This window comes from Gilvimarinus japonicus, assembly GCF_042847215.1.
GTDB classification, from domain to species: Bacteria; Pseudomonadota; Gammaproteobacteria; order Pseudomonadales; family Cellvibrionaceae; genus Gilvimarinus; species Gilvimarinus japonicus.
The window spans coordinates 1,337,266-1,359,122 of sequence record NZ_AP031500.1; the positions used below are offsets into that span (position 1 = coordinate 1,337,266).

The following is a 21,857-nucleotide window of genomic DNA, read 5'->3' on the forward strand; positions in this document are numbered from 1 at the left end:
TTACCCCCTAGGCACGAGAATGATATAAGCCGCAATGAGTGACGCCGCTGCAACGAGTAAGCCCCGAATCTTTGTCCAAAAGTCCTCTTGAACGCATACGCCGGTTTCTAAGGTTTTTCCTTTGATTTCGATTGATTCACAAGGAAGGTCGCCACCGGAGCCGGAGACAGATAAAGACAATTGGCTTTTAAGATCATTGGCGACGTTGTCGTACATGGACTTAAATTCGTCTTTCGCTTGTTGTAAGCGGTCTTGAATATTGAGGGTGTGGTCGGATTCCCCGTCGTAAACGCCGGGCTTTTCTGCGCTGCCTTCTATGTCTGGGCAGCGCTGGTAATATAGCTGTAGGAACGATGCGCAAGCGATCTCGTCCCCAGAGCAAGACGGAGGCGAACCACATGTATCACCACCGCTAGCGGTGCCCTCGGAGCTTTGAGAACCCTCGGAACTATTAGAGCCTGTTGAAGATGAAGAGCTAGAACCGTCTCCATCGGACTCGCCATCGGGATCGCCGTTGCCATCGCCGTCTGAATCAGCACAATACTCGACACCATTTATCTCAAAAGAATTTGCGCAACCTCCTGAAGTTGGACAATATGGAGTTGTATCATGGCTGATATAACACCCGTCCTCGTCAATGTAATCGTAGTCGTCCTCGTCAATATCTCCATCGCAGTCTTTATCAAAGCCACACTCGGAGCTTGCGCTACTGCTAGAACTATTATTGTTGTTGCTTTCTGATGATTCAGAGCCACCGCCACCACCGTCATCACCGCCGTCTTCGCTACTGTTAGATTGTGATGAAGACTGCCCCTCATCCATTTGACATGCAGCGGGGGCGCCAGTTAGCTCCCACCCCAAAGGAGTTTGTGTTGCTTCACACTGGTTAGAGCAGTTTGAACCGTGATTAACCGTTATTGACTCTGAGTCAACTGGAGTGCCTTCCTGGTCGGAACAAACATTTTGAATGATGGCAGAACATTCGTAGCCTGTATTGGATGGATTAATGCCGAGAAATTTTACTGTAGTGTAAGGCTGGAGATCGAGAGTGCTGAGAAAAGTAACGTCACAAAGATAAATTTTTATCGATGGAGAATAGTTATCAGTGTTCGGATGATCAATATACTCACAATAAGATGCGTTACCAAGCGGCGGGTTTGAACATTCCGCTGAGCGAGAAAGATAGAATTCGGATTCTTCACCTTTAGGCGCAAAGCCCGTTGTTTTTATTGTTGCTGACCACTCTATCGTATCACCGGTCTCTTGTTGAGCATGCGAACTAATTGAAAAAAAACAGGCTAAAATAACAAATGCTTTTAAAAATATGGGTCTCACTGTAAGCACCTTGAGTTGTCAATAAAAAAGGCCCCGAAGGGCCTCAGCTGATACGGCCCGTATAGAAACCGAAGAGAAAAGAAAACCAAATCAGAATGACCATAAAAACCGTAACCAGCATAGGAACACCAATTAACGGCTGATGATGCCGCGAATGATGCTAAAGCCCATGGCCACAGCAGCCACGGCGATAACCGCACCAACGGCGAGGGTGACAGAGCTAACGCCCTCGGTTTCGGCTGCGCTAATGGCGGACGAAATGCCGGTTTCCTGGGCGAAGGTTGCCGTTGAGGCCAAGGCGCCGGTCACAACAGCAGCGGCTTTGACAGTTTTGCTTTTCAGCAGGGTGAATGCATTTTTCATAACATAAGTCCTCTTATCGAGTTAAACGCGGTTTAAGTTTCGGGCGACATGCCCAGCAGAGTGCCCCATGATGAAAAGCACAATGCAAGTCCCCAGCAGGCTGGAGAAGGTACCGAGGTCGAACTGCAAGAGTCCGACTAGCTCGGTGATCGTTGTAGGGTCGGTTTCAATGACCAACCAACCCTGTTCACAGGTCGTCTCAACAAGAACACCATTACCATCGACTAAAACGGCAGGCGTAGACGGGCAGACAACCTGATACATGATTACTTGCTCGCGGCAGCGGCAGGCGCTTGCTTACCAACAACCTTCACGCAGTGCTGACCCATCTTGCCGCCAGCTGCTTTTTTGAGGCGTATGTGAGCTTCTACACTGGCGGGATATTTCGAGAGGTTGAGGGATTGATACACCTCGGGGTCGCACGACATTTTCATAATGACGATGCCTTTCGCGCTTTCCTCTTTTTCGTCCTCAACAGCCTGGCCGACAAAGAGCGAGGCGTATTGACGACCGTCAACGTCAGCGAGTGAGGCACCGTATAGATCAAAATTCATTACTTGGTTCATAGAATCACCTTTGAAGATAACGCCGGTTTAGGTTTCAACTCACGCGCCGGCAATTCGCGTGAGTGATGGGTATAAAAAGGCCCGTGTGCAGAATGAGTTAGGCAGGACTCGGTAGGTGCTGACAGGGGCAAAACAGCGCTAATGGCTGCGGGGATCGGTTTTCTATTGGCCACGCTTAGAACGTTTACCGTGTGGACAATCGGCAGGGCCGACGCTGCGCTGTTGACCACACTGGCCCCGCTCACGCGGCCTTGTGCCGTAAAGGCACGTCTACAGGTAGAGATTAAAAAAATACTAATCAGCATCATTGAAATCACCCCGGGCAAAGATGGTTTTGCCTTCTTGCATGGATTCGACAAGGGCGACGACATTGACGAAGCGCTGACGACCGATTTTGACGTGGGGGATAGTGTCGTTTTCGATCCAGCCACGCACGGTATCGGGAGTGGTGCCAAGCCATTGGGAGAACTGCTCTTGTGACGACACAGGGGGCAGCACTGACAGCTGTAAGCGTTGAGAGGGGTTGATAGGGCTCATGCAGCACCGCCCAGCGCACGGGCTCTGATGGCGTCTACGTACTGCTGTACAACGGCGCCTTGATCGGCAGGTACACCCATAGAGCCGTTAGTAAACGAGACGCTGCAGAAGTCGGTTAGGCAGTTGGCTACGGTGATGTAGTCGGAGTAAATGCACAGGTGCAGGGCAGAGGCCTCAGAGGTTAATTTAAAGCGCAGGTCTTCATAGGTGAGGCGCCAGATTGATCCGTCAAAAGCGCGAAAGTCGCAGTGTTCAAAATCCATTGTTTAACCCCTTGCTGTTCTTCATTGGGCTTGGCTTTCAAACCTTGTTGCGCCACAATGAAACACGTTTAATGTATAACTTATGGTAATTGTTCCTAGGAATAATTACTAGGAAATGGTAGCTATGGATTCACTTGATGCAATTGAGAGAATTAATATCCTCTTGAGAGAAGAGAAAATAACGAGAGATGAGCTAAGTCGAAGAACCGGAATAAGCTATAACCGCTGGCTCAGTGTGATACAGAAAAAAACACAGTTAAGGCATGGTGAAATTCAAGCTTTAGGGGAAATTTGGCCTGATTACAAAATGTGGCTTGCCTTCGGCGAAGAGATGCCAGAGGTCGGACAGATAAGCCCAATGACAAAGAAAGCCCAGGAAGACTTAGGGACAGCAGGGAAGGCCGGTTAATAGCGGCTAGGGTAGCCAATAGGTGGACGGGCAAAATAAGACAATTGCGACCGTGGTGTCACAACCGAAAGTAGGAGCTGCGCATAGACGCAGTAAAGGAAATCAAGGATTGGAGTATTTACATGGCGAAGTTTTTAAACACAAGCGGAACAAATTATTTTCTAGAAGAGCTGATTAAAGACGCACGAGACCGAGTGATATTAATCAGCCCCTTTTTAAAGCTTAATGACCGAATTAAAGAGCTTCTTTCCGACAAGAATAGATTAAAAATTGACGTGAGAATCGTCTACGGAAAGAGCGAGTTGCAGCCAGAGGAAATTAACTGGCTTAACGACTTAACCTATGTACGTACAAGCTTCTGTAAAAACCTCCACGCAAAATGCTATTTGAATGAAGACGTTTGTATTATTACCAGTTTAAATCTGTATGAGTTTAGCCAGGTAAACAACAATGAAATGGGCGTACTTCTAAGTAAAGAAGACGACTCAGAAACGTTTAAAGAGGCTTACGAAGAAGCACAGCGAATCATACGAGTCAGTGAAGAGGTGAGGGTAAGCCTCAAAAGAATTCCTAAATCTGAAGACGGGGACGCAGAAAGTAACGAAGACTCGAAAACCGAAAAGCTAACAACCTCTAAGCTCGCCAAAAAGCTCGGGAAAACAACCGAAGAGCTGTTGGGGATATTTTGCGAGAAAGAGTTCTTGGAAGATAAAGACGGCAAGCACTTCATTACAGACAAAGGAAAATCGGCAGGTGGGCAATTTATGCCTAAAGGACGGTACGGCCCTTACTTTTTGTGGCCAGCAGAGCTAGAGGTCTGATCGGCGGGCGGCGAGATAGCATTGTTTGTACTATCTCGCATAGCCTGAACATGAGAGGCGGAAAATTTACGCTGCAGAAGCGCTTGTTATGGCTTACTCTCTCAGCAGCCATATAAATATTGCGCCAAGCGGCGTCAATAACGCAAATAAAAATAGCCATGCGGAACTTGTAAAAAGACTAAACTTAAGGGATGTTATTCTTGAATTAACAATTATCTGGTCAGCCATCTTTTCAGCGACTTTATTATTGCTGAGCGTTATCCCTAAAAGTTTCAAGTAGCTGTAAGCATCATACTTACACGCATCAAAAAAGTAGAACGGATTGTCATTATCACTCTTTTCTTCAGTTTTTAGCCAGAACGGTTTTCTTAGTCTTGGTATAAACGAACTTAATGCGATCACTAATGACAGGAATGAAAAAACAAAAAATACGTAAAGGTACAATATTAAATAGCCAGGTACGTCATCTAAGTTTAAGAGTATCCTGTTTGCTCCAAACATGAAGGAGCAAACAACTGCAATGATGGCGCCATTCTTTGCTTCAGCAAACTTAATCCAATCGTTGGTCTTTGAAAGAATTTTGTCTAATAAATCAATTTCGTCTTTATTCATAGTTCTTTAGCCGCTAAAAACATTACGTCGCCACCATAAATATCTCCATCGTAGTCTCTGACGTCAAGATTTTCCTTTCGCCACCAACTATTTGTTATTGAATCATCCTCTGGTCTAGCTTTCTTGAATCCATAAAATACGGATTTGGTAAAAAGTATTGGGCTGTGAGTCTGAGAATGTGACATGGTTGTTTTGAAGAATGTATTAAAATACTGATCTTTGTGCCTCAGCATCCTTGAGTATGTTGTTTCTAGGTCGTCAATAAACTGCTCATACGGCTTGTCTTGCCAATGCCAGTCTTTGATGTGTGGGTAATAGTTGCCCTGACAAATTGCTGGAGTACTATGATTCTCGGTTTTATGCGCTAGGTCTGTTAGTCTGGACGCTGTATTTGCTGGTTTGCCAAGCCAAACAAGACTTCGGTAGAATTCTTTTTCCCCTCCCTGTCGAATTGCACCTGACTTAGTAATTAGCATCTTCCCATAATCGATTCCTATTCCTGCTCGAAACTCAAATGACGAAATTCTTTTATTCAGAATATTCTTGCATACACTGTTCATTAAAATGGCTGTATCAACAGCGTTTTCAAAGCATTTTTCCTTATCAAAAACGACCATTACTCGATCACCTACAATATTCCTTACATGGCCATCATAGTAGCGGGCACATGAAATCATAGTGCGAACAAAGCTTGAGTACATTTTAGCAAGAGTTTTCGGTTGTCGCTCTGCACTTATCTTTGCTGAACCCCTTATGTCTACATAAAGAACACAGCTTTCTAACCGCTTACATTTTTTCTTTTTTGTATCCAAGTTGTCGTAGGTAATGCTTGCATCTGAAAAAGATGGCACCTCATCTGTTTCGATGATTTCGACTTCAAAATCAGAGGATGTCACAACTTTTACGCTGTCATCCAAGTCTTTTAAAAAATCTCTTAGTGCCACAGGAATTCCTTAGTATCCATAACGACCGCGCGATAGGTGCGGGCCATTTTTCTTGATTCTGCCATCAGTGGCGCATAAAAACTACTATCAAAACACTACCTTTGAGGCTGAGGGCTGGGGTTTTGTGGTGATAATATATTGGCTGTATTGGGTGGGTGATGAATCAATACACCCAAGAAAAAGCCTGAGACTTCGAGAAAAGATTATAAATTGATGCCCCGCCCAAGGTCATAGTAAAAACAATTATGAGAGTCAATATCCCGAAGGAGTGGAAAAATTTGGAGGTTGGCTCGGTTTTAAGTGCGGATCTAAGCCACATGTAATTTAAAACATAAAGACCGAAAACCACTCCTACTGAAAATGCAGCAAAAATTACCTTTGCAGAAAAAAATGGAATTAAGGACTCGACATACGGAACGCCTAAAATAATGGCTACACATAAACCGATATTTCTTATGTAATCAAATAGTATTTTTATGTCCGCAACAAAATTATCACTTTTCATTCAAACCATCCTTATGCTGTAGTTATTTTAATTCGCGTGCAATCACAAATGCTCTATAAAGTCCTGAAGATTTAAAAGCCATTGCTTCTGGCTATCAAAATAGCTTGACTTAATGCTTTCAGGGACGACCAAAGTCAGTCCCGAAGCTTTCATTTCATCGGTCTGATTTTCAGATATTTTAGGCTGAAGTGTGAAAAGGTGCTTATTATTAATACGATCAGCTTCGGTTAGAACCTGTCGCCACCTGTCTTTGCAGGTTGTTTTTACCCCCAGCATTGTCAGCCTGTCTTCAGGGAATGAACTGTCCCTGTAGTCATCAATAGAAGGAAAAAGGAAATCGGGCTTTTTGTTGCCTTCGGTTTTCGGCTCCCACGAGTAACGAATATTCTTCTCATTGAAAAGCTGAGCCAAATGGTTTTCAAGCGCGTTACCCGCTCGTGAGCTTCTCCGCTGCCTGATTGTGGTCGAAAACTTGAGGAAGTCATCTGCATCTTTAAAACCAGAATTAAGCTTCTGGCTTATAAGTTCACCTTCGAGCTGTCGAAACATAGCTTCTTCGGTTTCCCACCAGGCAATAATTGCATCGTCAGCTGTCTGGAAGCTATTACTATCACCAGCTAGTTCCTGCGCCAACGCAGAAAATTGTCGGGTTTTAGGGAAAATGAGTCCGCCAAACCGAGACTGAATAATATCCAGATAGCTCTTGCCGAATTCGGCAGTAACCTCAATGCCAATTTCTTCCAGAATAAACCGCTTGGATATACTCACTTCGGTGTTGTCGTTTTTAAAGTCAAGAGAGCGGAAGTTAGTAGACTGATTCTCGCCAAAAAGCTCTATAAGCTCCAGCTCAGACTGTGAACCGGCGGGGGCTGAAATAAAAATCACAGATTGGTCTTTCTTTAGAATAATCGCTAGAATATCTCCAGTCTCTGCGCTGGTAATGGCGGGGTTGTCTTGGTAGTAAAGGCGGTATTCAGAGCGTGTGGGATGAGATTCGCGGGCATCGTAAATTGTGACGGTACCCTCTATATCTTCAATCTTTTCTTCGTCATCTTCCAACCTGATGTATCTGGCGGGGTACTCGGCTCTGCCTTCGCCAAAAAGGTCACGTATCAGGCGTGTTGCATTCAATTCATGCTGGTTTGATTTTGTGGGGTCGCATTCGACGTCACTGAGACGCTTAACAGCGGCGCCATCTATGTAATCTCTGAGTTGTCCGAAGTCTGACATTTATTCATTATCCTTTGAATAATCCAGTTTTTATAAGTCCCTGACCGTACTTCACACTCCCAGATAACGATTACTCTGTACCCAAGTGCCTGGAGGTCTTTATGGTTCTTTATATCTCGCTGGACGTTGTCGTCAAATTTAGCATTCCAGAATTCTATATTCGATTTGGGGGTATAAGCAAGCCTGCAACCGGAATGGCGGTGCCAGTAGCAGCCATTTACAAAGATAACAAGTTTACGCCCGGGCATGACGATATCGGGCTTACCGGGCAGATCATGCCGATGAAGCCGGTAGCGGAATCGCTGACTGAACAGGTACTTTCTTACCTGAATTTCTGGCTTCGTATCCTTGTCTCGGATAGAAGCCATGTTTCTACTGCGTTGCTGCGGAGTCAGGCTATCTGCCATAGGTCGGGCTCAGAGTTTTGGTTACCGCGCTCTTTGTCCACCAAATGGGTGATATGGGGGGCCATAATCCTAGCGATTTCATTAATTACAGGCACTACAACGGAATTACCGAACTGGCGATAAGCCTGCGTATTGGAAACAGGGATAACGTGTGAGTCGGGGTACCCCATTAGGCGGGCGGCTTCGCGAGGAGTTAGCCTACGTGGGTTCTTTCTACCACCTCTGGAAATCAGGATTTCGGCGCCATCTTTATGATAACGAGCCGACATTGTTCTGGCAGTATCTTTTTCAGTTACCAAGCCGTAACCAAAGCCATTACCTTTGGCTTCATGTTTTTTCTTATAATCTTTGAGATAGGTCCACAGCTTGGTACTGATCACGAAATCACCAGAAACTTTGGCTTGGGGGCCTTCTGTGTAAGGTGGTTCAGCCAGTTCTGACCCGTTTTCCGGGTGAAGGATATCTTTCATAGTAACGGTTCCACGCCCGGGATGAACAAAATCACTCCATTCAAAAGGGACGTCTTCTCTGAAACCGACTATAAAAATGCGCTGGCGGTGCTGGGGAACAAATCCATTTGCATCTACAACATGATAATGAATCTTATAACCAAGCTTTTCCTGAAGTGTGTGGATAATTACCTTGAAGGTATTGCCTTTGTCATGACTCGTAAGGTTTTTAACATTCTCAAGCAGGAAAGCTTTCGGGCGTTTAGCCTGAATAATGCGCTCAACATCAAAAAATAATGTACCCTGGGTATCACACTGAAACCCATGTGCCCGCCCGAGTGAGTTCTTTTTAGACACACCGGCGAGCGAAAACGGCTGACATGGAAAACCCGCCAGTAGAACATCATGACTCGGGATAAGGTCAGTGCCAACCTTTGTGATATCACCGACAACGGGGTGGTGATCTTGATAGTTAGCACGGTAAGTCTTCTGAGAGTATTTATCCCACTCAGAGGTAAATACACACTTACCGCCAATAGATTCAAATCCACGCCTGAGGCCACCCACACCAGCGAACAGGTCTATAAAAGTAAACCCTGCGTCATCACTTACGGAAGGGCGGGCTATGCTGGTTAAAATCTGATCAAACTTGGCTGAGACAGTGCTTTCCTTAGGGATGCTCTCTTCTTTAAGCCAGTTCTTCAGAGTTTTAACCGTGACACCCAGCAGCTCGGAAAGCTGGTCTTCACCTATCAGTGCATGCAACTTCGCTAATTTCTGTACATTATTCATACTGGGCCACCTAGTGGAAGTTTTTTCCATAATATCTCCCAGAGATACTACATTAAATACTGTAAAAATCAACAGTGTCTGTACGGATATACAATAAATTGACACGGAAATGAAATAGTCAATTAGGAGCATAAAAGTTACCACCGAGTTACCAACTTCCCTCAACGGAAGGTGTATCGATGAGGTCTAACGTGGATTAACGCTATGACTTATATAGGATTGAGGCTCAGTGTGATGAAGGCCAAGGCTCTCATAATGCTGGGGTCGGCGGTTCAAGTCCGCCCCTAGCTACCATATTAAATAAAAAGGCCCCGTAGCTTGCTACGGGGCCTTTTTATTTCATTGGAGTTACGGGGTAGGTCGCAGAACCGCTCCCGGTTCACCCATCGACGTCAGCAATGGGAAACAAGCGAAGCGCCGCCCGAAGGGCTCTAAAACGCCTTAGCGTTTTAGAATTCACCCGCCCTGGTCTCTCGCTTCGATTCACTGGTTGCCCGGCCCCGTAGCTTTGCTGCGGGGCCTTTTTATAGCACAGAGTTGCCTCCGGCTTTCTAGCGCATATCGTCCAGCTGGTTTACGGCCTAACGTGTCAATTGAGCATCTTGCTCCAATCCACCTTCTTTCACTCGCTTTACATACGTCATGCCCGTAAGCCGCAGCCGGCATGCTCACGAGCGTTAGTTGGTCATTGGCCATCCGATCAATCTCAGCACTTACAATACGCTCCTGCGCATGCCACACCTTAGGCGCGACATATCGTGCCCCGTGCCCCGTGCCCCGTTTCCCCCCACCCCTACTATGGGGTAAGCTTGGGCTACCTGACGAGCCAGCAATAACACGCCCGGCCCTAATAAAAAACGGATACAAAATAAAACCGGAAGGAGTCAAGCATGATCAAATGCCCCCGAGTAAAGCTTAATGCCCACTAGAGGCAGCGCTAACCAGGTGTTGATCGTAGGAAGCAAAAAGCCCCGTAGCTTGCTACGGGGCTTTTTGTGTAACTTAAGTAACCAACAATAATTGTGCCGGAAATGTGTTCGCAATATTTAGGAGCGATTCATCGCCTGGAGCTCGGGGATTATTTTTTCCCAGTTTTTGTCGACAAAGTCTATGTCCGCTTTACTCGGGGGCATTTGTTTTAGCAACATTGCCGTTTTTTCGCTTCCGGCGGCGGGCAGCTCAGTCCCTTTAAGTTTATGTATCACCAGAAGGCCAATCCGCATTTTATTCCGTACGTAATCGCCGTAGCTGTCCCAGCTCTGGTTGTCCAGTATGGCTTCAGCTTTGTCATAAAGGCCTTGCTCTTTCAGGCCAGCTTCAAATAATTGGTCTTGTTTGGTGTTGCTAAGTAACATGATATCAGCCGGGTCATCGTAATCGGCGAACGCTTCTAAATCCGAAAATTCACCCATCCTGTTTTCGATGGGCCCTAGCTCGGTAGAGGTTGCTGAAATTCGCTGAATAAGCTCCATGGTTAGTGGCTCGTCGGCGGTGGCGGGAGTAGATATAAACACTAAAGCGAATACAGCGCTAAGCAAGGGGGTAGTCCATTTCATTGGATGATCTCCATGATAAATACAAAGTAAAAGTGCCAAACTAAAGCCGAACTAGGGTACGTTTTACACCGCATTGGCTGCTGTGATGTGGGTCACGCAGCGTAATGCCAGATACAAAAGTGTAACCGCCGAGGCTGCCTGAGCGCACGCTTACGTTAGCGGCCGGTTACTGGTGACGAGCCTGAACGCTCTAACGGTGCATAGTCCCCAGGCCACACCCCGTGGTATATTTTGTTTATGAATATACTGCTGACACCTCGTTTATCTCGTAGCCCCATCTTTTATTGTTTACTTGCCCTCGCGCTATTGCTGGGGGTAAGCGCCTGCTCACCCAATGACGAGCAGGGCGCTAACGCCACGGCGTCATCGCGGGCGGCTGACACTGAAGCCGCAGCGTTTAACAATTACACCGAAACCGGCGATTGGCCGGCGATAAAAAAACGCGGGGTGCTGCGTTTGCTGGTGCCGCGCCGCGAGTATAGGGGGCTGCCTCGCACGGGGATGCCCACCGATGGTTTTCGCGACTTGGCCGAGGCGTTTGCGCGCGATAATGGTTTGCGGCCCGAGTGGATTGTTAAGGATTCGCTGGCCGAGCTGATCCCGGCGCTGCAGCAGGGCGAGGGGGACTTAATTGTTAACCATATGACTCGTACGGCGGAGCGGGAGTTGCAGGTGGCTTTCTCGCTACCTTTGTCGCGGGCGACGGAGCGAGTGGTGACACCGGCAGGCGCGGCCGAGGTTGAGAGCTTGGCGCAGTTGGCGGCGCTCTCGATTGTTGTGCCAGCGGGGTCGTCGTATCAGCAAACCATGGCGCGCCTAGCGCGCGAGAACCCCGAGCTTGGGTTTAACGTTACGGTACAGCCCCACGATGGCAACCCGGATACGTTGGTGGATATGGTGGTGAGCGGCCGCTTTGATGCGACTGTGTTGGATGATAATGTCGCTGAGTCGCTAACCCAGTACCGCGATGATTTTGCGTTGGGCTTGTCGGTGTCGCCGACGCGGCCGGTGGCCTGGGCGATACGTACTCGCGCCGAGCAGTTGCGCTCGCACTTAAACCAATATTTAACCCGCCATACCATTGATGCCTCGAGCATTGATTATCGCACCGATGACTTAGCCGAGATTAAAAAGCGCGGTGTGATTCGCATGATTACCCGCAACAACCCGGCCAGTTATTTTATGTGGCGCGGCGACTTGATGGGGTTTGAGTATGACTTACTAAAACAGTACGCCAGTGAACAAAACCTTCGCTTAGAGGTAGAAGTCGCGCCGCCGGATGTCGACCCTATCGATTGGCTTAACGCCGGGCGTGGCGATGTGATTGCCGCGGCCATGACGGTAACGCCCAAGCGCGCCGAGCGTGTAGCATTTACCCGCTTTTATAACAAAGTGTCGGAGCAGTTGGTTAGCGCTAAGCCGCGCCCGGCTTTGGATGAGCTGGCTGACGTAACGGGCCGCACGTTGGTTATTAACCCGCAACACGCCTACTGGCAAAGTGCCGAGCGGTTTAAAGCCGGTGGCGTGGATTTTACCTTAACCGCACCCGACGAAGACTTATCGAGCACCGAAATTTTAATGGGGGTCGCCGAGGGCCGCTTTGATGCCACCATTGCCGATAGCCATTTAGTGGCTATTGAGCAGCGTTTTGCCGAGGGCCTACTGGCTGGGTTTGAATTGCCGCAAGAGCAGCATGCATGGGCCGTGCGCCCGACAAACCCAAAGCTGCTAGCCTCGCTGAATGAATTTTTAAACCGGCAGTATCGCGGCTTATTTTTTAATGTTACCTACAACAAATATTTTAAAAACGAAGAGCGCATCGGTAAATATCAGGGCGAGCGTTTAACCTTTGCCGACGGCTTATCGCCCTACGATGACTACGTAAAACCGCTGGGAAAAAATTACCAATTTGACTGGCGATTAATTGTGGCGCAAATGTACCAAGAGAGCCGCTTTAAACCCGACGCGCGCTCTTACGCGGGGGCGCGGGGTTTGTTGCAAGTATTGCCCAGCACCGCCAAAGAGTTGGGCTATTCGATACCGTTTGATGCGGCCTCGGGTATTGAGGCCGGGGTGACTTACCTCGACTGGACGCGCGACCGGTTTGAAGATCACTTGCCGTTGGATGAGCGGCTATGGTTTGCGCTGGCCGCCTACAACGCCGGCTTTGGCCACGTACAGGACGCCCGCCGTTTAGCCCGTCAAAAGGGCTGGGACCCTGATGTGTGGTTTGATAATGTCGAGCGCGCTATGCTGTTGTTGTCGCGCAAAGAGTATTCCAGCAAGGCCCGCTTTGGTTATGTGCGCGGCACCGAGCCGGTGCAATACGTGCGCAATATTCGCGAGCGGTATCGAGGGTATTTGTCGGCGCAGTAGGGGGTGGATAGGTCGGAAGGCTGACGTCTGAAGTCGGATGCTGTGGAGTGACCCTGACTAGGCAGACGCTGGATTCCCGATCGGGGTCGAGAATGACGGAGGGGGTAATGCTGGACGACGGATGTCTGATGCTTTGGCGTGGCCCTGATCAAGCAGACACTAGATTCCCGATCGGAGTCGGGAGTGACGAGAAAGGTTTTAACTGGGTAATCTTCGCCTTGCTACAGCGTCATCTCGTGCAGGGCGAAGCGGCGACACGAGATCCAGTGGCTTTGACGATATAAAAGGCGAGTGGTCGGACGACGGAAGTCTGATGCCGGATGCTTTGACGTGTGGAGTGACCCTGACCAGGAAGACGCTGGATTTCCGATCGGGGTCGGGAACGACAAGAAAATTTTACCACGCCCATAACCACAAAGGGCGAATCCAAAGCTCCGTCCTTACGTGTTTTATAACGCGTCCGACTTCAGACATTCGCCATCAGACGCTCTACCACTGACTAAACATTAAACCTAAAATGCACCACATCGCCATCTTTGACGATATATTCCTTGCCTTCCAGGCGCCACTTACCCGCATCTTTTGCGCCTTGTTCGCCGTTTAATTCAACAAAATCGTCATAGCTGACTACTTCGGCGCGGATAAAGCCTTTCTCGAAATCTGTGTGAATTTTACCGGCGGCCTGTGGCGCGGTGGCGCCAACGGGGATGGTCCAGGCACGTACTTCTTTTACGCCAGCGGTAAAGTAGGTGTGCAGGCCGAGCAGCTCGTAGCCGCCGCGAATCACGCGGTTTAAGCCGGGCTCGTCCATGCCTAAGCCTTGTAAGAACTCGATTTTTTCGTCGTCGTCCAGCTCGGCTACTTCGGCCTCAAGTTTGTTGCAAATAGGCACAACCACGGCGTTTTCGGCGGCGGCAATGGCGCGTACGGTATCTAGGTGCGGGTTGTTTTCAAAGCCATCTTCCGACACATTGGCGATGTACATGGTGGGCTTTAAGGTCATCAGCGACAGCTCACGCAGCTGCTTGGTTTCGTCATCGGTTAAATCGAACGAGCGCAGCGGCTTGGCTTCATCTAAATGCGGCTGAATTTTTTCCAGCAGTGCCTTCATGACGATGGCGTTTTTGTCTTGGCCTTTGGCGGCTTTGCTAAAGCGCAGGTGAGCTTTCTCGACGGTTTCTAAATCGGCCAGTGCCAGCTCGGTATTGATTACGTCAATATCGCTGGCGGGGTTAATGCCGCCATCAACGTGAATTACATTCTCGTCCTCAAAGCAGCGCACCACGTGAGCAATGGCGTCGGTCTCGCGAATATTGGCCAAAAATTTATTACCCAAGCCTTCACCCTTAGAGGCGCCGGCCACCAGACCTGCGATATCCACAAACTCCATGGTGGTGGGGATCACTTTCTCAGGTTTGACAATCTCGGCCAATTTGTCTTGGCGCGGATCGGGCACCGCAACGATCCCGGCGTTGGGCTCGATGGTACAAAAGGGAAAGTTTTCTGCACCAATGCCGGCATCCGTTAGTGCGTTAAACAGGGTGGATTTACCTACGTTCGGCAGGCCGACGATTCCGCATTTAAAGCCCATAAATAACCTACTTTTAAATATAAATGTGTTTGATGATCGAGACCGGGCCGCAGCCTTAGTCCATTAATTTTGCTTTGATCCGCCTGGCGAAACGCTTCCAGCGCGGATCACCGCTCGCCCCTGTTTGGCTGTTTAGCCGGTGCTCAAGCCCTTCGGCGTGTGCGGTAAGGCTCGAGATATTGTTGTATAACCGCTCCAGGTGCTGATCGCGACGTGTCAGCAATACTTTAATACGTTGGTAATCGTCATCGCTTAACGTGTGGCCGGGTTGGATGTGCTCCGGCAGCGGGCGCTCGACGTAAATGGTCGAGTGCGGTTTAACCATCTCTTCTTTGGGGCGCTCGGCGCTGTAAAAATACAGTGCCACGGATTTACGCGAGCGACTGTCGCTGTCACCTTCTGGCAGGTTGATGCGCTCAAAACCGTGCCAGGACCAAAAGGTTGTCTCAAAAATAACACAGCGATTAAACAGCGGGGTTACCTTGGTGATGTCGTTTTGTTCCGGTTCAAGCCTGGGGTTTTTATGAAACTCAATCGCACCGCCCCAATCGTCTTGCCACTCGTGGTTTAGGTAAACGATTAAGTTTAAACGACGGTAATGGCCGCTGGTGGGGTGCTTATTAAAATCGACGTGCGGGTCTAGATCTTGGCCGTGGCGGTTCTCGTGGGTGCCGCCACCAAAATAATTAGGGTCGTACAGTAACTCGGGAATGCCGGTAATCTGGCTGACCCAAGCTAAAAAGTCGGGTGACTTAACGGTATCGTCTAGGGTGACATAGGGTGTGCCTAAGCTGCGTACCCGGTCGTAGGTTGCTTTACGGCCAATGTTACCGTTTTCGTCACGGGCGTGTTTGTCGTCAAAGCCGGGAAACTTGTCCAGCAGTGATTGACAGAATTCGGGGGTAAAGAAGTTATCAATCACCAAGTGCCGAAAAGGCTTGGCGTGACTGAACTGATCTGCAAGAGATTCCGTGGCACTCCTCGTTGTTTCACTCAGAATGTCTGGTGCCTTAACGGGCTCGGACATGGTAAATCCTCTCTGTACACACGGTATTGTGAATGGCAGATCAAGCGCGGCTAGGATCGCATAGTGCGTTAGGCCGGGCAACTCAAATGACGTTTACTGGCTGTGCAGTTGGTGCATAGCCTTGTTCCATTGACCTGCTACCGCGTCGGGTAGGGCGTCAATGGCGCGATCGATGGCGTCGTCGATGAGCTGTTGTTCGCTTTGTGGGGCACGCTTAAGTACGTGGCCGGTTACTTGCGCGGCCGACCCCGGGTGGCCCACGCCAAGGCGTATGCGGGCAAAGTCTTTACTGTTGCCCAGCGCACTAACGGTGTCGCGCAAGCCATTGTGCCCACCGTGGCCGCCACCGATTTTTAATCGGGCAACACCGGGGGGAAGGTCTAGCTCATCGTGAGCAACCAAAATCGCCTGCGGAGGAATTTTGTAGAACAGCGCGAGCGCGGCGATGGCTTTACCGCTGCGGTTCATAAAGGTGTTTGGTATAAGCAGGTGAACATTGCGGCCGCCGATGTTAACGCGGGCGGTATCACCAAAAAACTTTTTATCGGGGGAGAGACTGGCGCCTGACTGGCGAGCCAGTTCAGACACCAAGTCGGCACCAGCGTTATGGCGAGTCCGGTGGTAATCTGGGCCGGGGTTGCCCAAGCCTACAATTAAGTCAACCGGTGTATCCATAACGCTGCGCCTTTAGCTGAAAGCGAATGCTTATTCGCTGTCGGCTTCACCTTCTTCTGCGTCTTCTGCATCATCAGCAGTAGCGCCTTTAGGCTTGTTGATGGCAACAACGGGCAGATCGTGATCTTCGCCGTGTGACAGAGCAACCGAGGTAACACCTTTTGGCAATTTAATGTCAGAGATGTGTACCACTTGGCCCAGCTCAACTTTAGCCAGATCCACTTCGATAAACTCAGGCAGGTCGGCAGGCAGACAGCTAACTTCCAGCTGTACCATGTTGTGCACGATGTTGCCGCCTTGGGTTTTAACGCCAACGCTGGTTTCTTCGTTTAAGAAGTGCAGTGGTACGCTGGTGTTCAGCTTCTTGGTTTTAGAAACACGCATAAAGTCAGCGTGAATCAGCTGCGCTTTAGCCGGGTGACGTTGTAGATCTTTTAAAATCACGTCTTCGGCTTTGCCATCGATAACCAAGCTGATGATGTGTGAGAAAAACGCTTCGCTTTCTAGGTGCTTGGTAAGCTCTTTGTGGCTAACGGTAATGTTGACGGGGTTTTTACGGCCACCGTAAACGATACCGGGAACCAGACCGGCCAAACGACGCAGGCGGCGGCTCGCACCTTTCCCTAAGTCGTCACGACCTTCTGCATTCAAAATAAAATCTTCACTCATGAGAGTTTCCTTTAAGGTAAAACCACGAAGGTCCGCGACCAGAACGTTTCGTGGATTGGTTTTAGCCGCTGGTGCGGCGGGTTATCTAAACGATGCTGGCGAGTGGTTACTCGCGGAACATGGCGCTTAGAGATTCTTCATTGCTAAGGCGGCGCACCGCCTCAGCCAACATGCGCGATAGCGTTAAGGTGCGCACTTTACCGCACTGCTTAATGGCATCGCTCAGCGGGATAGAGTCGGTTACCACCAGCTCATCCAGCTCAGAGTTATCTAAATTTTCGGCCGCTTTACCCGATAGTACCGGGTGTGTGGCGTAGGCAATAACCTTGGTGGCGCCTTGCTTTTTAAGGGCGCGAGCCGCGTTGCACAAAGTGCCAGCGGTATCGACCATGTCATCGACCAGTAAGCAGGTGCGGCCTTCGATCTCACCGATAATGTTCATAACTTCGGCAACATTGGCGCTGGGGCGGCGTTTATCGATAATCGCCAGATCCACGCCTAGTTGCTTGGCCACGGCGCGGGCGCGAACCACACCGCCGATATCTGGAGAGACAACCACCAAATCTTTAAACTGTTGTTTTTCGATGTCCTCCAGCAGCACTGGCGAGCCGTAGACGTTGTCGACGGGAACATCAAAAAAGCCCTGAATTTGTTCGGCGTGAAGGTCGACCGTTAGCAAGCGGTCGATGCCGGCGCCAACCATCATGTCGGCCACAACCTTGGCGGTAATGGGCACCCGGGCCGAGCGCACGCGACGATCTTGGCGGGCGTAACCAAAGTAGGGGACCACCGCCGTAATACGGCCGGCCGATGCGCGACGCAGGGCGTCGACCATCACAATCAGCTCGATTAGGTTGTCGTTGGTGGGCGCGCAAGTTGGCTGCACCACAAAAACATCCCTACCGCGAACATTGACGTTAAGCTCGACGGCTACTTCGCCATCGCTGAACTGGGAGACGGAAACGTCGCCGAGACTCATACCCAAATGATCGACAATTCTTTGCGCCAAATCGGGGTTGGCATTGCCGGTAAAGACCATTAAGTCTGTCACGTCAGGTACCTTTTTTGTCAGCTGTTCGGGTTGTTTGCTCTTAATTTTACAAAGGGCAATACAAAAACACCGCGCTTAGCGCAGTGTGGCGATGATAACCCGGCGACTGCCAGAGCGAGGTAGGTAATAAAGAAGTGCCTAGAAGCTCAAGCGGCAGAATGTTGTGCCAAGGGTACCGCGTCGCTTTGAAAAATGGCTGGGGCGGAAGGATTCGAACCTTCGCATGACGGGATCAAAACCCGCTGCCTTACCGCTTGGCTACGCCCCAGTAGCAACTTAATCAGGAATCAGGTTGTAGTATGGCGCCTTGTTGATTCCGCGACCGATAAATCCGGTCATGCCCGCTGGTCGTTGAGCAAATACTTGCTCGGCTTTAGCGGCTGAATCAAAGGCGGCAAATACGCACGCTCCTGTTCCGGTCATTCTCGCATGGTTAGAAAATTTCTTCAACCAAATCAGTGCTTTATCTACTTCTTTATAAAGCGACCTAACCAGAGATTGGCAATCGTTTTGAGAGCCCCCCTGCGAGAAGGCCGCTACTTTAATGGGGCGTGTGTCTCTTGTCAAATCTTTGTGGCAAAAAACTTCACGGGTGCTTACATGGCAATCAGGGCAAAGCACTAAAAACCATTTTTCGGGCAGTAACATGGGGGTTAGCTGTTCGCCTATGCCCTCGGCCCAGGCCGATTGGCCCTGAACAAATACTGGTACGTCTGCCCCGAGGGTGCGGCCGATTTCCATTAGGGCTTTGCGTGAGCTGCCAGCGCGCCATAAATGGTTAAGGCCAATGAGCGTGGTGGCGGCGTTTGAGCTGCCGCCGCCAATACCGCCGCCCATTGGTAGGCGTTTGTCCAGGTGTATGTCGGCGCCCATTTGGGGCAGACCGCGCGCCTCCATGTTGGCCTGTAAGGCGATGGCGGCGCGGTAAATTAAATTTTCCGTGGGCGCCACACCCGGTAAATCGGGCGCGATGGTTATGGTGTCGTCTTGGCGCGCACGAAACGTTAGTTGATCACCGGTGTCGAGTAGCTGAAATAGCGTTTGCAAATTGTGGTAGCCATCCGCGCGGCGTCCGTTGATATGCAAAAACAAATTGAGCTTGGCCGGTGAGGTGAGGGTGAGAGTATCAGTCATGGCTATAGTGCTGCGTGATATTGAAGTTTATGTAGGAGCGGGCCAGTTACTGGTGCGTGGCGTTTGCTTGGGTTGTTTGCCAGTCGTACACGGCGATGACCAAGCGCATAGATTGCTTATCATCAAGCTCGCGGGTAGCGATGATTTTACCGGGCAAAAAAACATCGTTTACCGCTTGGTAGCCCGAGTAAGACAGCTGCCAGCCGGCTTGGTTGAGTGTTTTTAACAAGCCGTTATGGTCGCGGGTTAAGTTGTCGATGGGTAGCGTTTGTGCTGGCAACCCCAGTAGCCAATCTGTAAGAAGGCTAACGGGTAGCTCCCAGCCAGTTTGTTGGTACAGCAGCGCCTCGGCGCTTGCGGCCCGCAGTGGTTCTGCATCGGGTTGGGTCAAGGTGACACTGTTGGGGTCGCCGTTAAGCGCTACCCGGCCCTGTCCCAGTGGGCCCGATAAACTGATGTAAAAATCGTCTGGGTTTTGCTGCCAGTCGAGTCGCGCCGAGCCGTTTTGCGCCGGCGAGCGCAGTCCGGCTTTGGCTTTTAAGTGCCACTGCTTAATCGTGCGCAAGCGTTGCTCGTGCGCAAGTGAGTTGACCGGCTCGGTGGGGGCCGGGCCGGGCGTTTGTGCACAGTGGCTTAGTAGCAGTATGGCCAGCAGTGCGGCAGTGGTTTTAACGGCGCGCACAGTGGCGTTAAATTGGTGTGTCGGCATCTATTTTTAGGCGTTGTAGGGTGCGTAGGATGTAGCGGCTTTGTGGCTCTAGTTCGAGCCCGCTGCGCCAAATATTAAGGGCGGCTTCGCGCTGGCCCGATACCCACAACACCTCGCCCAGATGTGCGGCAATTTCGTCGTCGGGGTAAAGCTCCATGGCCTGCTCTAAATATTGTTGCGCCTGCTCTAGGTTGCCGAGTTTGTATTGTACCCAGCCCATGCTGTCGATGGTGGCCGGGTCGTTGGGCTGTTGTTCTAATGCGCGTTTAATGTAGTCGTAGGCCTCGGCGTAGCGTTCAGTTTGATCGGCCAGAATGTAGCCCAGCGCATTGAGGGCGGGCGCGTTGTTGGGGTCGTACTCCAAAATGTTGCGCAGGTCGGCCTCGGCTAAATCGATGCGGCCTAAACGCTCGTGCAGCATGCTGCGCGCGTATAGCAGGCTGCCACTGTTGGGGGCTTCTTGCAGTGCTCGCCCTAAAACGGCGATTGCTAATTCGTCCTCGCCAGCTTCCAGTAAGCTTTGACTGTACAGCAGGGCTAAGCGCTCGTGTTGTTCGGGTAAGTCGTGGCGCAGTTGTTGGTAAAAACTTTCGGCGCTGGCCGGTTGGTCGAGTTGCAAGTAAATCGACAGTACCCGGGCGGCGGCTCGCGAGAAGTCTTCGCCCACTTGCACTTGGCGATAGTGCTCAATGGCCAGCTCTGGCTCGTCGTTTTGCTCGGCCAGCTTGCCCAGATAAAAATGCGCACCGTCGGCCTGTTGATCGATATCCAGAAGGTCTCGATAACTGGCGGCGGCTGTGTCAGTGTCGCCGCGCTCCTCGGCTACCAGTGCTAACGCCATCAGCAGCTCGGGGTCGCGGGGGTTGGCATCAACCAGTTGCTGAAATTGCTGCTGCGCCTGATCTAAATGCTCAAATGTCAACAACCGCGCATACTGCAGACGCAAGCGAGTGTTATTGGGGGCGAGTTTTAGCTGATCGTTGACCAGCTTGAGGGCGGCGGCGTTATCGCCGCGCTGGTGCAATAAACCGCTGCTGAGTATCAACGCCGGCACGTTGTCGGGCGCTAGTTCACGGGCGCGCTTGGCTATCGTTAGGGCGCCGTCTAAATCGCCCTGCTGCTGGTGCAGCAAACCGGTGCCGATCAGTAGTGGCACATTGTTGGGTTGCTCGGCCAGTAGTTGCTCGTATTGCTCTAGCAGAACTTCGCGCTGGGTGTCGGTCGCGGTTGCCGCGTTGGCCGCAATGCTTTGCAGAAGGGCACCGTTGTCGCGGGTATGGGCGCCGCGGGTGCGCTCTAGGGCCTCGAGTAAGTGGCCGGCATCAATTTGCGCCAAAATCGCCGCCGCCTGCGCGTCTTGGTTGTCGGGCGCGGCGTCAGCCCATAACGTAGATGAGGTTAAGATCGCCTCATCTACCCCCATATAACGGGCAATCATGTAAGCGCGCTCAGCTACTTGCGGGTCTTGAGTTTGATTGGCCTGTTGTAAGTAGTTGGCCAGGGAGACGTCCAGACGACCACGGCTGCCGGCTAGCTCGGCGCTCAGTAAGGCGTATAGCGTGTCGCTGGTGAACGGCCGGGCAGGCAGTGGCTCCGGCGCAACGGCGGCAGTCGGCTTGGGCTCCGGGGGCGCGATTTCTGGCGTTGGCTGCTGGGCACAACCCAGTAGGCCGCTAAGCACGGTGGCATAAATCGTTAAATGTACGGCTTTCATGTTCGCTTCCTAAACGTAAAACAGGTTCAGCACGATGCTTTCTTGGGTCCCGCCGTGGTGTGTTTCGGGGGGTAAAGCGTTCATATGACAGGGCATTGGCCAGTCCGTGATAAAATGCTACT

General features: G+C 50.5%; 23 protein-coding genes and 1 tRNA gene. 3 read left to right on the top strand and 21 right to left on the bottom strand.

Annotated elements, in window-relative coordinates; translation table 11 throughout:
- From ACGHAD_RS05560 to ACGHAD_RS05580, 5 genes are all read right to left on the bottom strand, one after another.
- Positions 1 to 1,335 (bottom strand): hypothetical protein, encoded by a 1,335-nt coding sequence (locus ACGHAD_RS05560; RefSeq protein WP_382416563.1) that lies wholly within the window; start codon positions 1,333 to 1,335, stop codon positions 1 to 3.
- A 132-nt stretch (positions 1,336 to 1,467) separates the two neighbouring features.
- On the bottom strand, positions 1,468 to 1,698 hold the full coding sequence (locus ACGHAD_RS05565) for a hypothetical protein (protein ID WP_382416561.1): 231 nt from the start codon (positions 1,696 to 1,698) through the stop codon (positions 1,468 to 1,470).
- Between the two features lie 266 nt (positions 1,699 to 1,964).
- Positions 1,965 to 2,264, bottom strand: a complete 300-nt coding sequence (locus ACGHAD_RS05570; RefSeq protein WP_382416559.1) for a hypothetical protein — start codon at positions 2,262 to 2,264, stop codon at positions 1,965 to 1,967.
- Positions 2,265 to 2,558: 294 nt separating this feature from the next.
- The gene (locus ACGHAD_RS05575) at positions 2,559 to 2,801 is read right to left on the bottom strand and encodes a helix-turn-helix domain-containing protein (protein ID WP_382416557.1); all 243 of its coding nucleotides are present in this window, start codon (positions 2,799 to 2,801) and stop codon (positions 2,559 to 2,561) included.
- Positions 2,798 to 3,064 carry a hypothetical protein gene (locus ACGHAD_RS05580; RefSeq protein WP_382416555.1) on the bottom strand — a complete coding sequence of 89 codons (267 nt, stop codon included), beginning with the start codon at positions 3,062 to 3,064 and terminating at the stop codon, positions 2,798 to 2,800. Before ACGHAD_RS05580 ends, ACGHAD_RS05575 begins: the two co-directional genes overlap by 4 nt.
- A 124-nt stretch (positions 3,065 to 3,188) precedes the next feature.
- Between ACGHAD_RS05580 and ACGHAD_RS05585 the strand changes: the two genes are divergently transcribed.
- Together ACGHAD_RS05585 and ACGHAD_RS05590 are read left to right on the top strand one after the other, a co-directional pair.
- On the top strand, positions 3,189 to 3,473 hold the full coding sequence (locus ACGHAD_RS05585; RefSeq protein ID WP_382416553.1) for an XRE family transcriptional regulator: 285 nt from the start codon (positions 3,189 to 3,191) through the stop codon (positions 3,471 to 3,473).
- Positions 3,474 to 3,595: 122 nt separating this feature from the next.
- Positions 3,596 to 4,294 carry a phospholipase D family protein gene (locus ACGHAD_RS05590; RefSeq protein ID WP_382416551.1) on the top strand — a complete coding sequence of 233 codons (699 nt, stop codon included), beginning with the start codon at positions 3,596 to 3,598 and terminating at the stop codon, positions 4,292 to 4,294.
- 93 nt (positions 4,295 to 4,387) lie between these two features.
- On the opposite strand, the gene ACGHAD_RS05595 is transcribed toward ACGHAD_RS05590, so the two are convergent.
- The 7 genes from ACGHAD_RS05595 to ACGHAD_RS05625 form a co-directional block, all read right to left on the bottom strand.
- Positions 4,388 to 4,906, bottom strand: coding sequence for a Pycsar system effector family protein (locus ACGHAD_RS05595; protein ID WP_382416549.1), 519 nt, complete (start codon positions 4,904 to 4,906; stop codon positions 4,388 to 4,390).
- Positions 4,903 to 5,850 carry an adenylate/guanylate cyclase domain-containing protein gene (locus ACGHAD_RS05600; protein ID WP_382416547.1) on the bottom strand — a complete coding sequence of 316 codons (948 nt, stop codon included), beginning with the start codon at positions 5,848 to 5,850 and terminating at the stop codon, positions 4,903 to 4,905. The genes ACGHAD_RS05595 and ACGHAD_RS05600 overlap by 4 nt, the downstream gene beginning before the upstream one ends.
- Positions 5,851 to 6,013: 163 nt before the next feature.
- Positions 6,014 to 6,355 carry a hypothetical protein gene (locus tag ACGHAD_RS05605; RefSeq protein WP_382416545.1) on the bottom strand — a complete coding sequence of 114 codons (342 nt, stop codon included), beginning with the start codon at positions 6,353 to 6,355 and terminating at the stop codon, positions 6,014 to 6,016.
- A 42-nt stretch (positions 6,356 to 6,397) separates the two neighbouring features.
- Positions 6,398 to 7,585: a type II restriction endonuclease gene (locus ACGHAD_RS05610; RefSeq protein WP_382416543.1), complete on the bottom strand. Its 1,188-nt coding sequence runs from the start codon at positions 7,583 to 7,585 to the stop codon at positions 6,398 to 6,400.
- A complete protein-coding gene (locus ACGHAD_RS05615; protein ID WP_390403511.1) occupies positions 7,552 to 7,992 on the bottom strand; it encodes a very short patch repair endonuclease in 441 nt (146 codons plus the stop codon). Before ACGHAD_RS05615 ends, ACGHAD_RS05610 begins: the two co-directional genes overlap by 34 nt.
- Positions 7,977 to 9,233 (bottom strand): DNA (cytosine-5-)-methyltransferase, encoded by a 1,257-nt coding sequence (gene dcm / locus ACGHAD_RS05620; RefSeq protein ID WP_382416541.1) that lies wholly within the window; start codon positions 9,231 to 9,233, stop codon positions 7,977 to 7,979. The genes ACGHAD_RS05615 and dcm overlap by 16 nt, the downstream gene beginning before the upstream one ends.
- A 1,046-nt stretch (positions 9,234 to 10,279) precedes the next feature.
- On the bottom strand, positions 10,280 to 10,789 hold the full coding sequence (locus ACGHAD_RS05625; protein WP_382416539.1) for a hypothetical protein: 510 nt from the start codon (positions 10,787 to 10,789) through the stop codon (positions 10,280 to 10,282).
- A 237-nt stretch (positions 10,790 to 11,026) separates the two neighbouring features.
- Between ACGHAD_RS05625 and ACGHAD_RS05630 the strand changes: the two genes are divergently transcribed.
- Positions 11,027 to 13,165, top strand: a complete 2,139-nt coding sequence (locus ACGHAD_RS05630) for a transporter substrate-binding domain-containing protein (RefSeq protein WP_382416537.1) — start codon at positions 11,027 to 11,029, stop codon at positions 13,163 to 13,165.
- Positions 13,166 to 13,664: 499 nt separating this feature from the next.
- Here ACGHAD_RS05630 and ychF read toward each other — a convergent pair whose 3' ends face one another.
- The 9 genes from ychF to ACGHAD_RS05675 form a co-directional block, all read right to left on the bottom strand.
- A complete protein-coding gene (gene ychF, locus ACGHAD_RS05635) occupies positions 13,665 to 14,756 on the bottom strand; it encodes a redox-regulated ATPase YchF (protein ID WP_382416536.1) in 1,092 nt (363 codons plus the stop codon).
- Positions 14,757 to 14,811: 55 nt separating this feature from the next.
- The gene (locus ACGHAD_RS05640) at positions 14,812 to 15,783 is read right to left on the bottom strand and encodes a 2OG-Fe(II) oxygenase (protein WP_382416534.1); all 972 of its coding nucleotides are present in this window, start codon (positions 15,781 to 15,783) and stop codon (positions 14,812 to 14,814) included.
- A gap of 93 nt (positions 15,784 to 15,876) precedes the next feature.
- Complete coding sequence (pth, locus tag ACGHAD_RS05645; protein WP_382416532.1) at positions 15,877 to 16,458, bottom strand: aminoacyl-tRNA hydrolase; 582 nt, start codon at positions 16,456 to 16,458, stop codon at positions 15,877 to 15,879.
- A 30-nt stretch (positions 16,459 to 16,488) separates the two neighbouring features.
- On the bottom strand, positions 16,489 to 17,127 hold the full coding sequence (locus ACGHAD_RS05650) for a 50S ribosomal protein L25/general stress protein Ctc (RefSeq protein ID WP_339616272.1): 639 nt from the start codon (positions 17,125 to 17,127) through the stop codon (positions 16,489 to 16,491).
- A gap of 106 nt (positions 17,128 to 17,233) precedes the next feature.
- Positions 17,234 to 18,166 carry a ribose-phosphate pyrophosphokinase gene (locus ACGHAD_RS05655; protein ID WP_382416649.1) on the bottom strand — a complete coding sequence of 311 codons (933 nt, stop codon included), beginning with the start codon at positions 18,164 to 18,166 and terminating at the stop codon, positions 17,234 to 17,236.
- A gap of 205 nt (positions 18,167 to 18,371) precedes the next feature.
- Positions 18,372 to 18,446, bottom strand: a tRNA-Gln gene (locus ACGHAD_RS05660).
- Between the two features lie 8 nt (positions 18,447 to 18,454).
- The gene (gene ispE / locus ACGHAD_RS05665) at positions 18,455 to 19,312 is read right to left on the bottom strand and encodes a 4-(cytidine 5'-diphospho)-2-C-methyl-D-erythritol kinase (protein ID WP_382416530.1); all 858 of its coding nucleotides are present in this window, start codon (positions 19,310 to 19,312) and stop codon (positions 18,455 to 18,457) included.
- Positions 19,313 to 19,358: 46 nt separating this feature from the next.
- Positions 19,359 to 20,021, bottom strand: a complete 663-nt coding sequence (gene lolB / locus ACGHAD_RS05670) for a lipoprotein insertase outer membrane protein LolB (protein WP_382416528.1) — start codon at positions 20,019 to 20,021, stop codon at positions 19,359 to 19,361.
- Entirely contained in the window at positions 20,002 to 21,735 is a 1,734-nt protein-coding gene (locus tag ACGHAD_RS05675) for a tetratricopeptide repeat protein (RefSeq protein WP_382416526.1), read from the bottom strand. Before ACGHAD_RS05675 ends, lolB begins: the two co-directional genes overlap by 20 nt.
- Positions 21,736 to 21,857: the final 122 nt, after the last annotated feature.

Excerpts from the sequence above, each read along its gene's own strand:
- ACGHAD_RS05565 (WP_382416561.1), bottom strand. The coding sequence starts at position 1,698 with ATGAAAAATGCATTCACCCTGCTGAAAAGCAAAACTGTCAAAGCCGCT.
- ACGHAD_RS05570 (WP_382416559.1), bottom strand. The coding sequence starts at position 2,264 with ATGAACCAAGTAATGAATTTTGATCTATACGGTGCCTCACTCGCTGAC.
- ACGHAD_RS05575 (WP_382416557.1), bottom strand. The coding sequence starts at position 2,801 with ATGAGCCCTATCAACCCCTCTCAACGCTTACAGCTGTCAGTGCTGCCC.
- ACGHAD_RS05580 (WP_382416555.1), bottom strand. The coding sequence starts at position 3,064 with ATGGATTTTGAACACTGCGACTTTCGCGCTTTTGACGGATCAATCTGG.
- ACGHAD_RS05585 (WP_382416553.1), top strand. The coding sequence starts at position 3,189 with ATGGATTCACTTGATGCAATTGAGAGAATTAATATCCTCTTGAGAGAA.
- ACGHAD_RS05590 (WP_382416551.1), top strand. The coding sequence starts at position 3,596 with ATGGCGAAGTTTTTAAACACAAGCGGAACAAATTATTTTCTAGAAGAG.
- ACGHAD_RS05595 (WP_382416549.1), bottom strand. The coding sequence starts at position 4,906 with ATGAATAAAGACGAAATTGATTTATTAGACAAAATTCTTTCAAAGACC.
- ACGHAD_RS05605 (WP_382416545.1), bottom strand. The coding sequence starts at position 6,355 with ATGAAAAGTGATAATTTTGTTGCGGACATAAAAATACTATTTGATTAC.
- ACGHAD_RS05610 (WP_382416543.1), bottom strand. The coding sequence starts at position 7,585 with ATGTCAGACTTCGGACAACTCAGAGATTACATAGATGGCGCCGCTGTT.
- ACGHAD_RS05615 (WP_390403511.1), bottom strand. The coding sequence starts at position 7,992 with ATGGCAGATAGCCTGACTCCGCAGCAACGCAGTAGAAACATGGCTTCT.
- dcm (WP_382416541.1), bottom strand. The coding sequence starts at position 9,233 with ATGAATAATGTACAGAAATTAGCGAAGTTGCATGCACTGATAGGTGAA.
- ACGHAD_RS05625 (WP_382416539.1), bottom strand. The coding sequence starts at position 10,789 with ATGAAATGGACTACCCCCTTGCTTAGCGCTGTATTCGCTTTAGTGTTT.
- ACGHAD_RS05630 (WP_382416537.1), top strand. The coding sequence starts at position 11,027 with ATGAATATACTGCTGACACCTCGTTTATCTCGTAGCCCCATCTTTTAT.
- ychF (WP_382416536.1), bottom strand. The coding sequence starts at position 14,756 with ATGGGCTTTAAATGCGGAATCGTCGGCCTGCCGAACGTAGGTAAATCC.
- ACGHAD_RS05640 (WP_382416534.1), bottom strand. The coding sequence starts at position 15,783 with ATGTCCGAGCCCGTTAAGGCACCAGACATTCTGAGTGAAACAACGAGG.
- pth (WP_382416532.1), bottom strand. The coding sequence starts at position 16,458 with ATGGATACACCGGTTGACTTAATTGTAGGCTTGGGCAACCCCGGCCCA.
- ACGHAD_RS05650 (WP_339616272.1), bottom strand. The coding sequence starts at position 17,127 with ATGAGTGAAGATTTTATTTTGAATGCAGAAGGTCGTGACGACTTAGGG.
- ACGHAD_RS05655 (WP_382416649.1), bottom strand. The coding sequence starts at position 18,166 with ATGGTCTTTACCGGCAATGCCAACCCCGATTTGGCGCAAAGAATTGTC.
- ispE (WP_382416530.1), bottom strand. The coding sequence starts at position 19,312 with ATGACTGATACTCTCACCCTCACCTCACCGGCCAAGCTCAATTTGTTT.
- lolB (WP_382416528.1), bottom strand. The coding sequence starts at position 20,021 with ATGCCGACACACCAATTTAACGCCACTGTGCGCGCCGTTAAAACCACT.
- ACGHAD_RS05675 (WP_382416526.1), bottom strand. The coding sequence starts at position 21,735 with ATGAAAGCCGTACATTTAACGATTTATGCCACCGTGCTTAGCGGCCTA.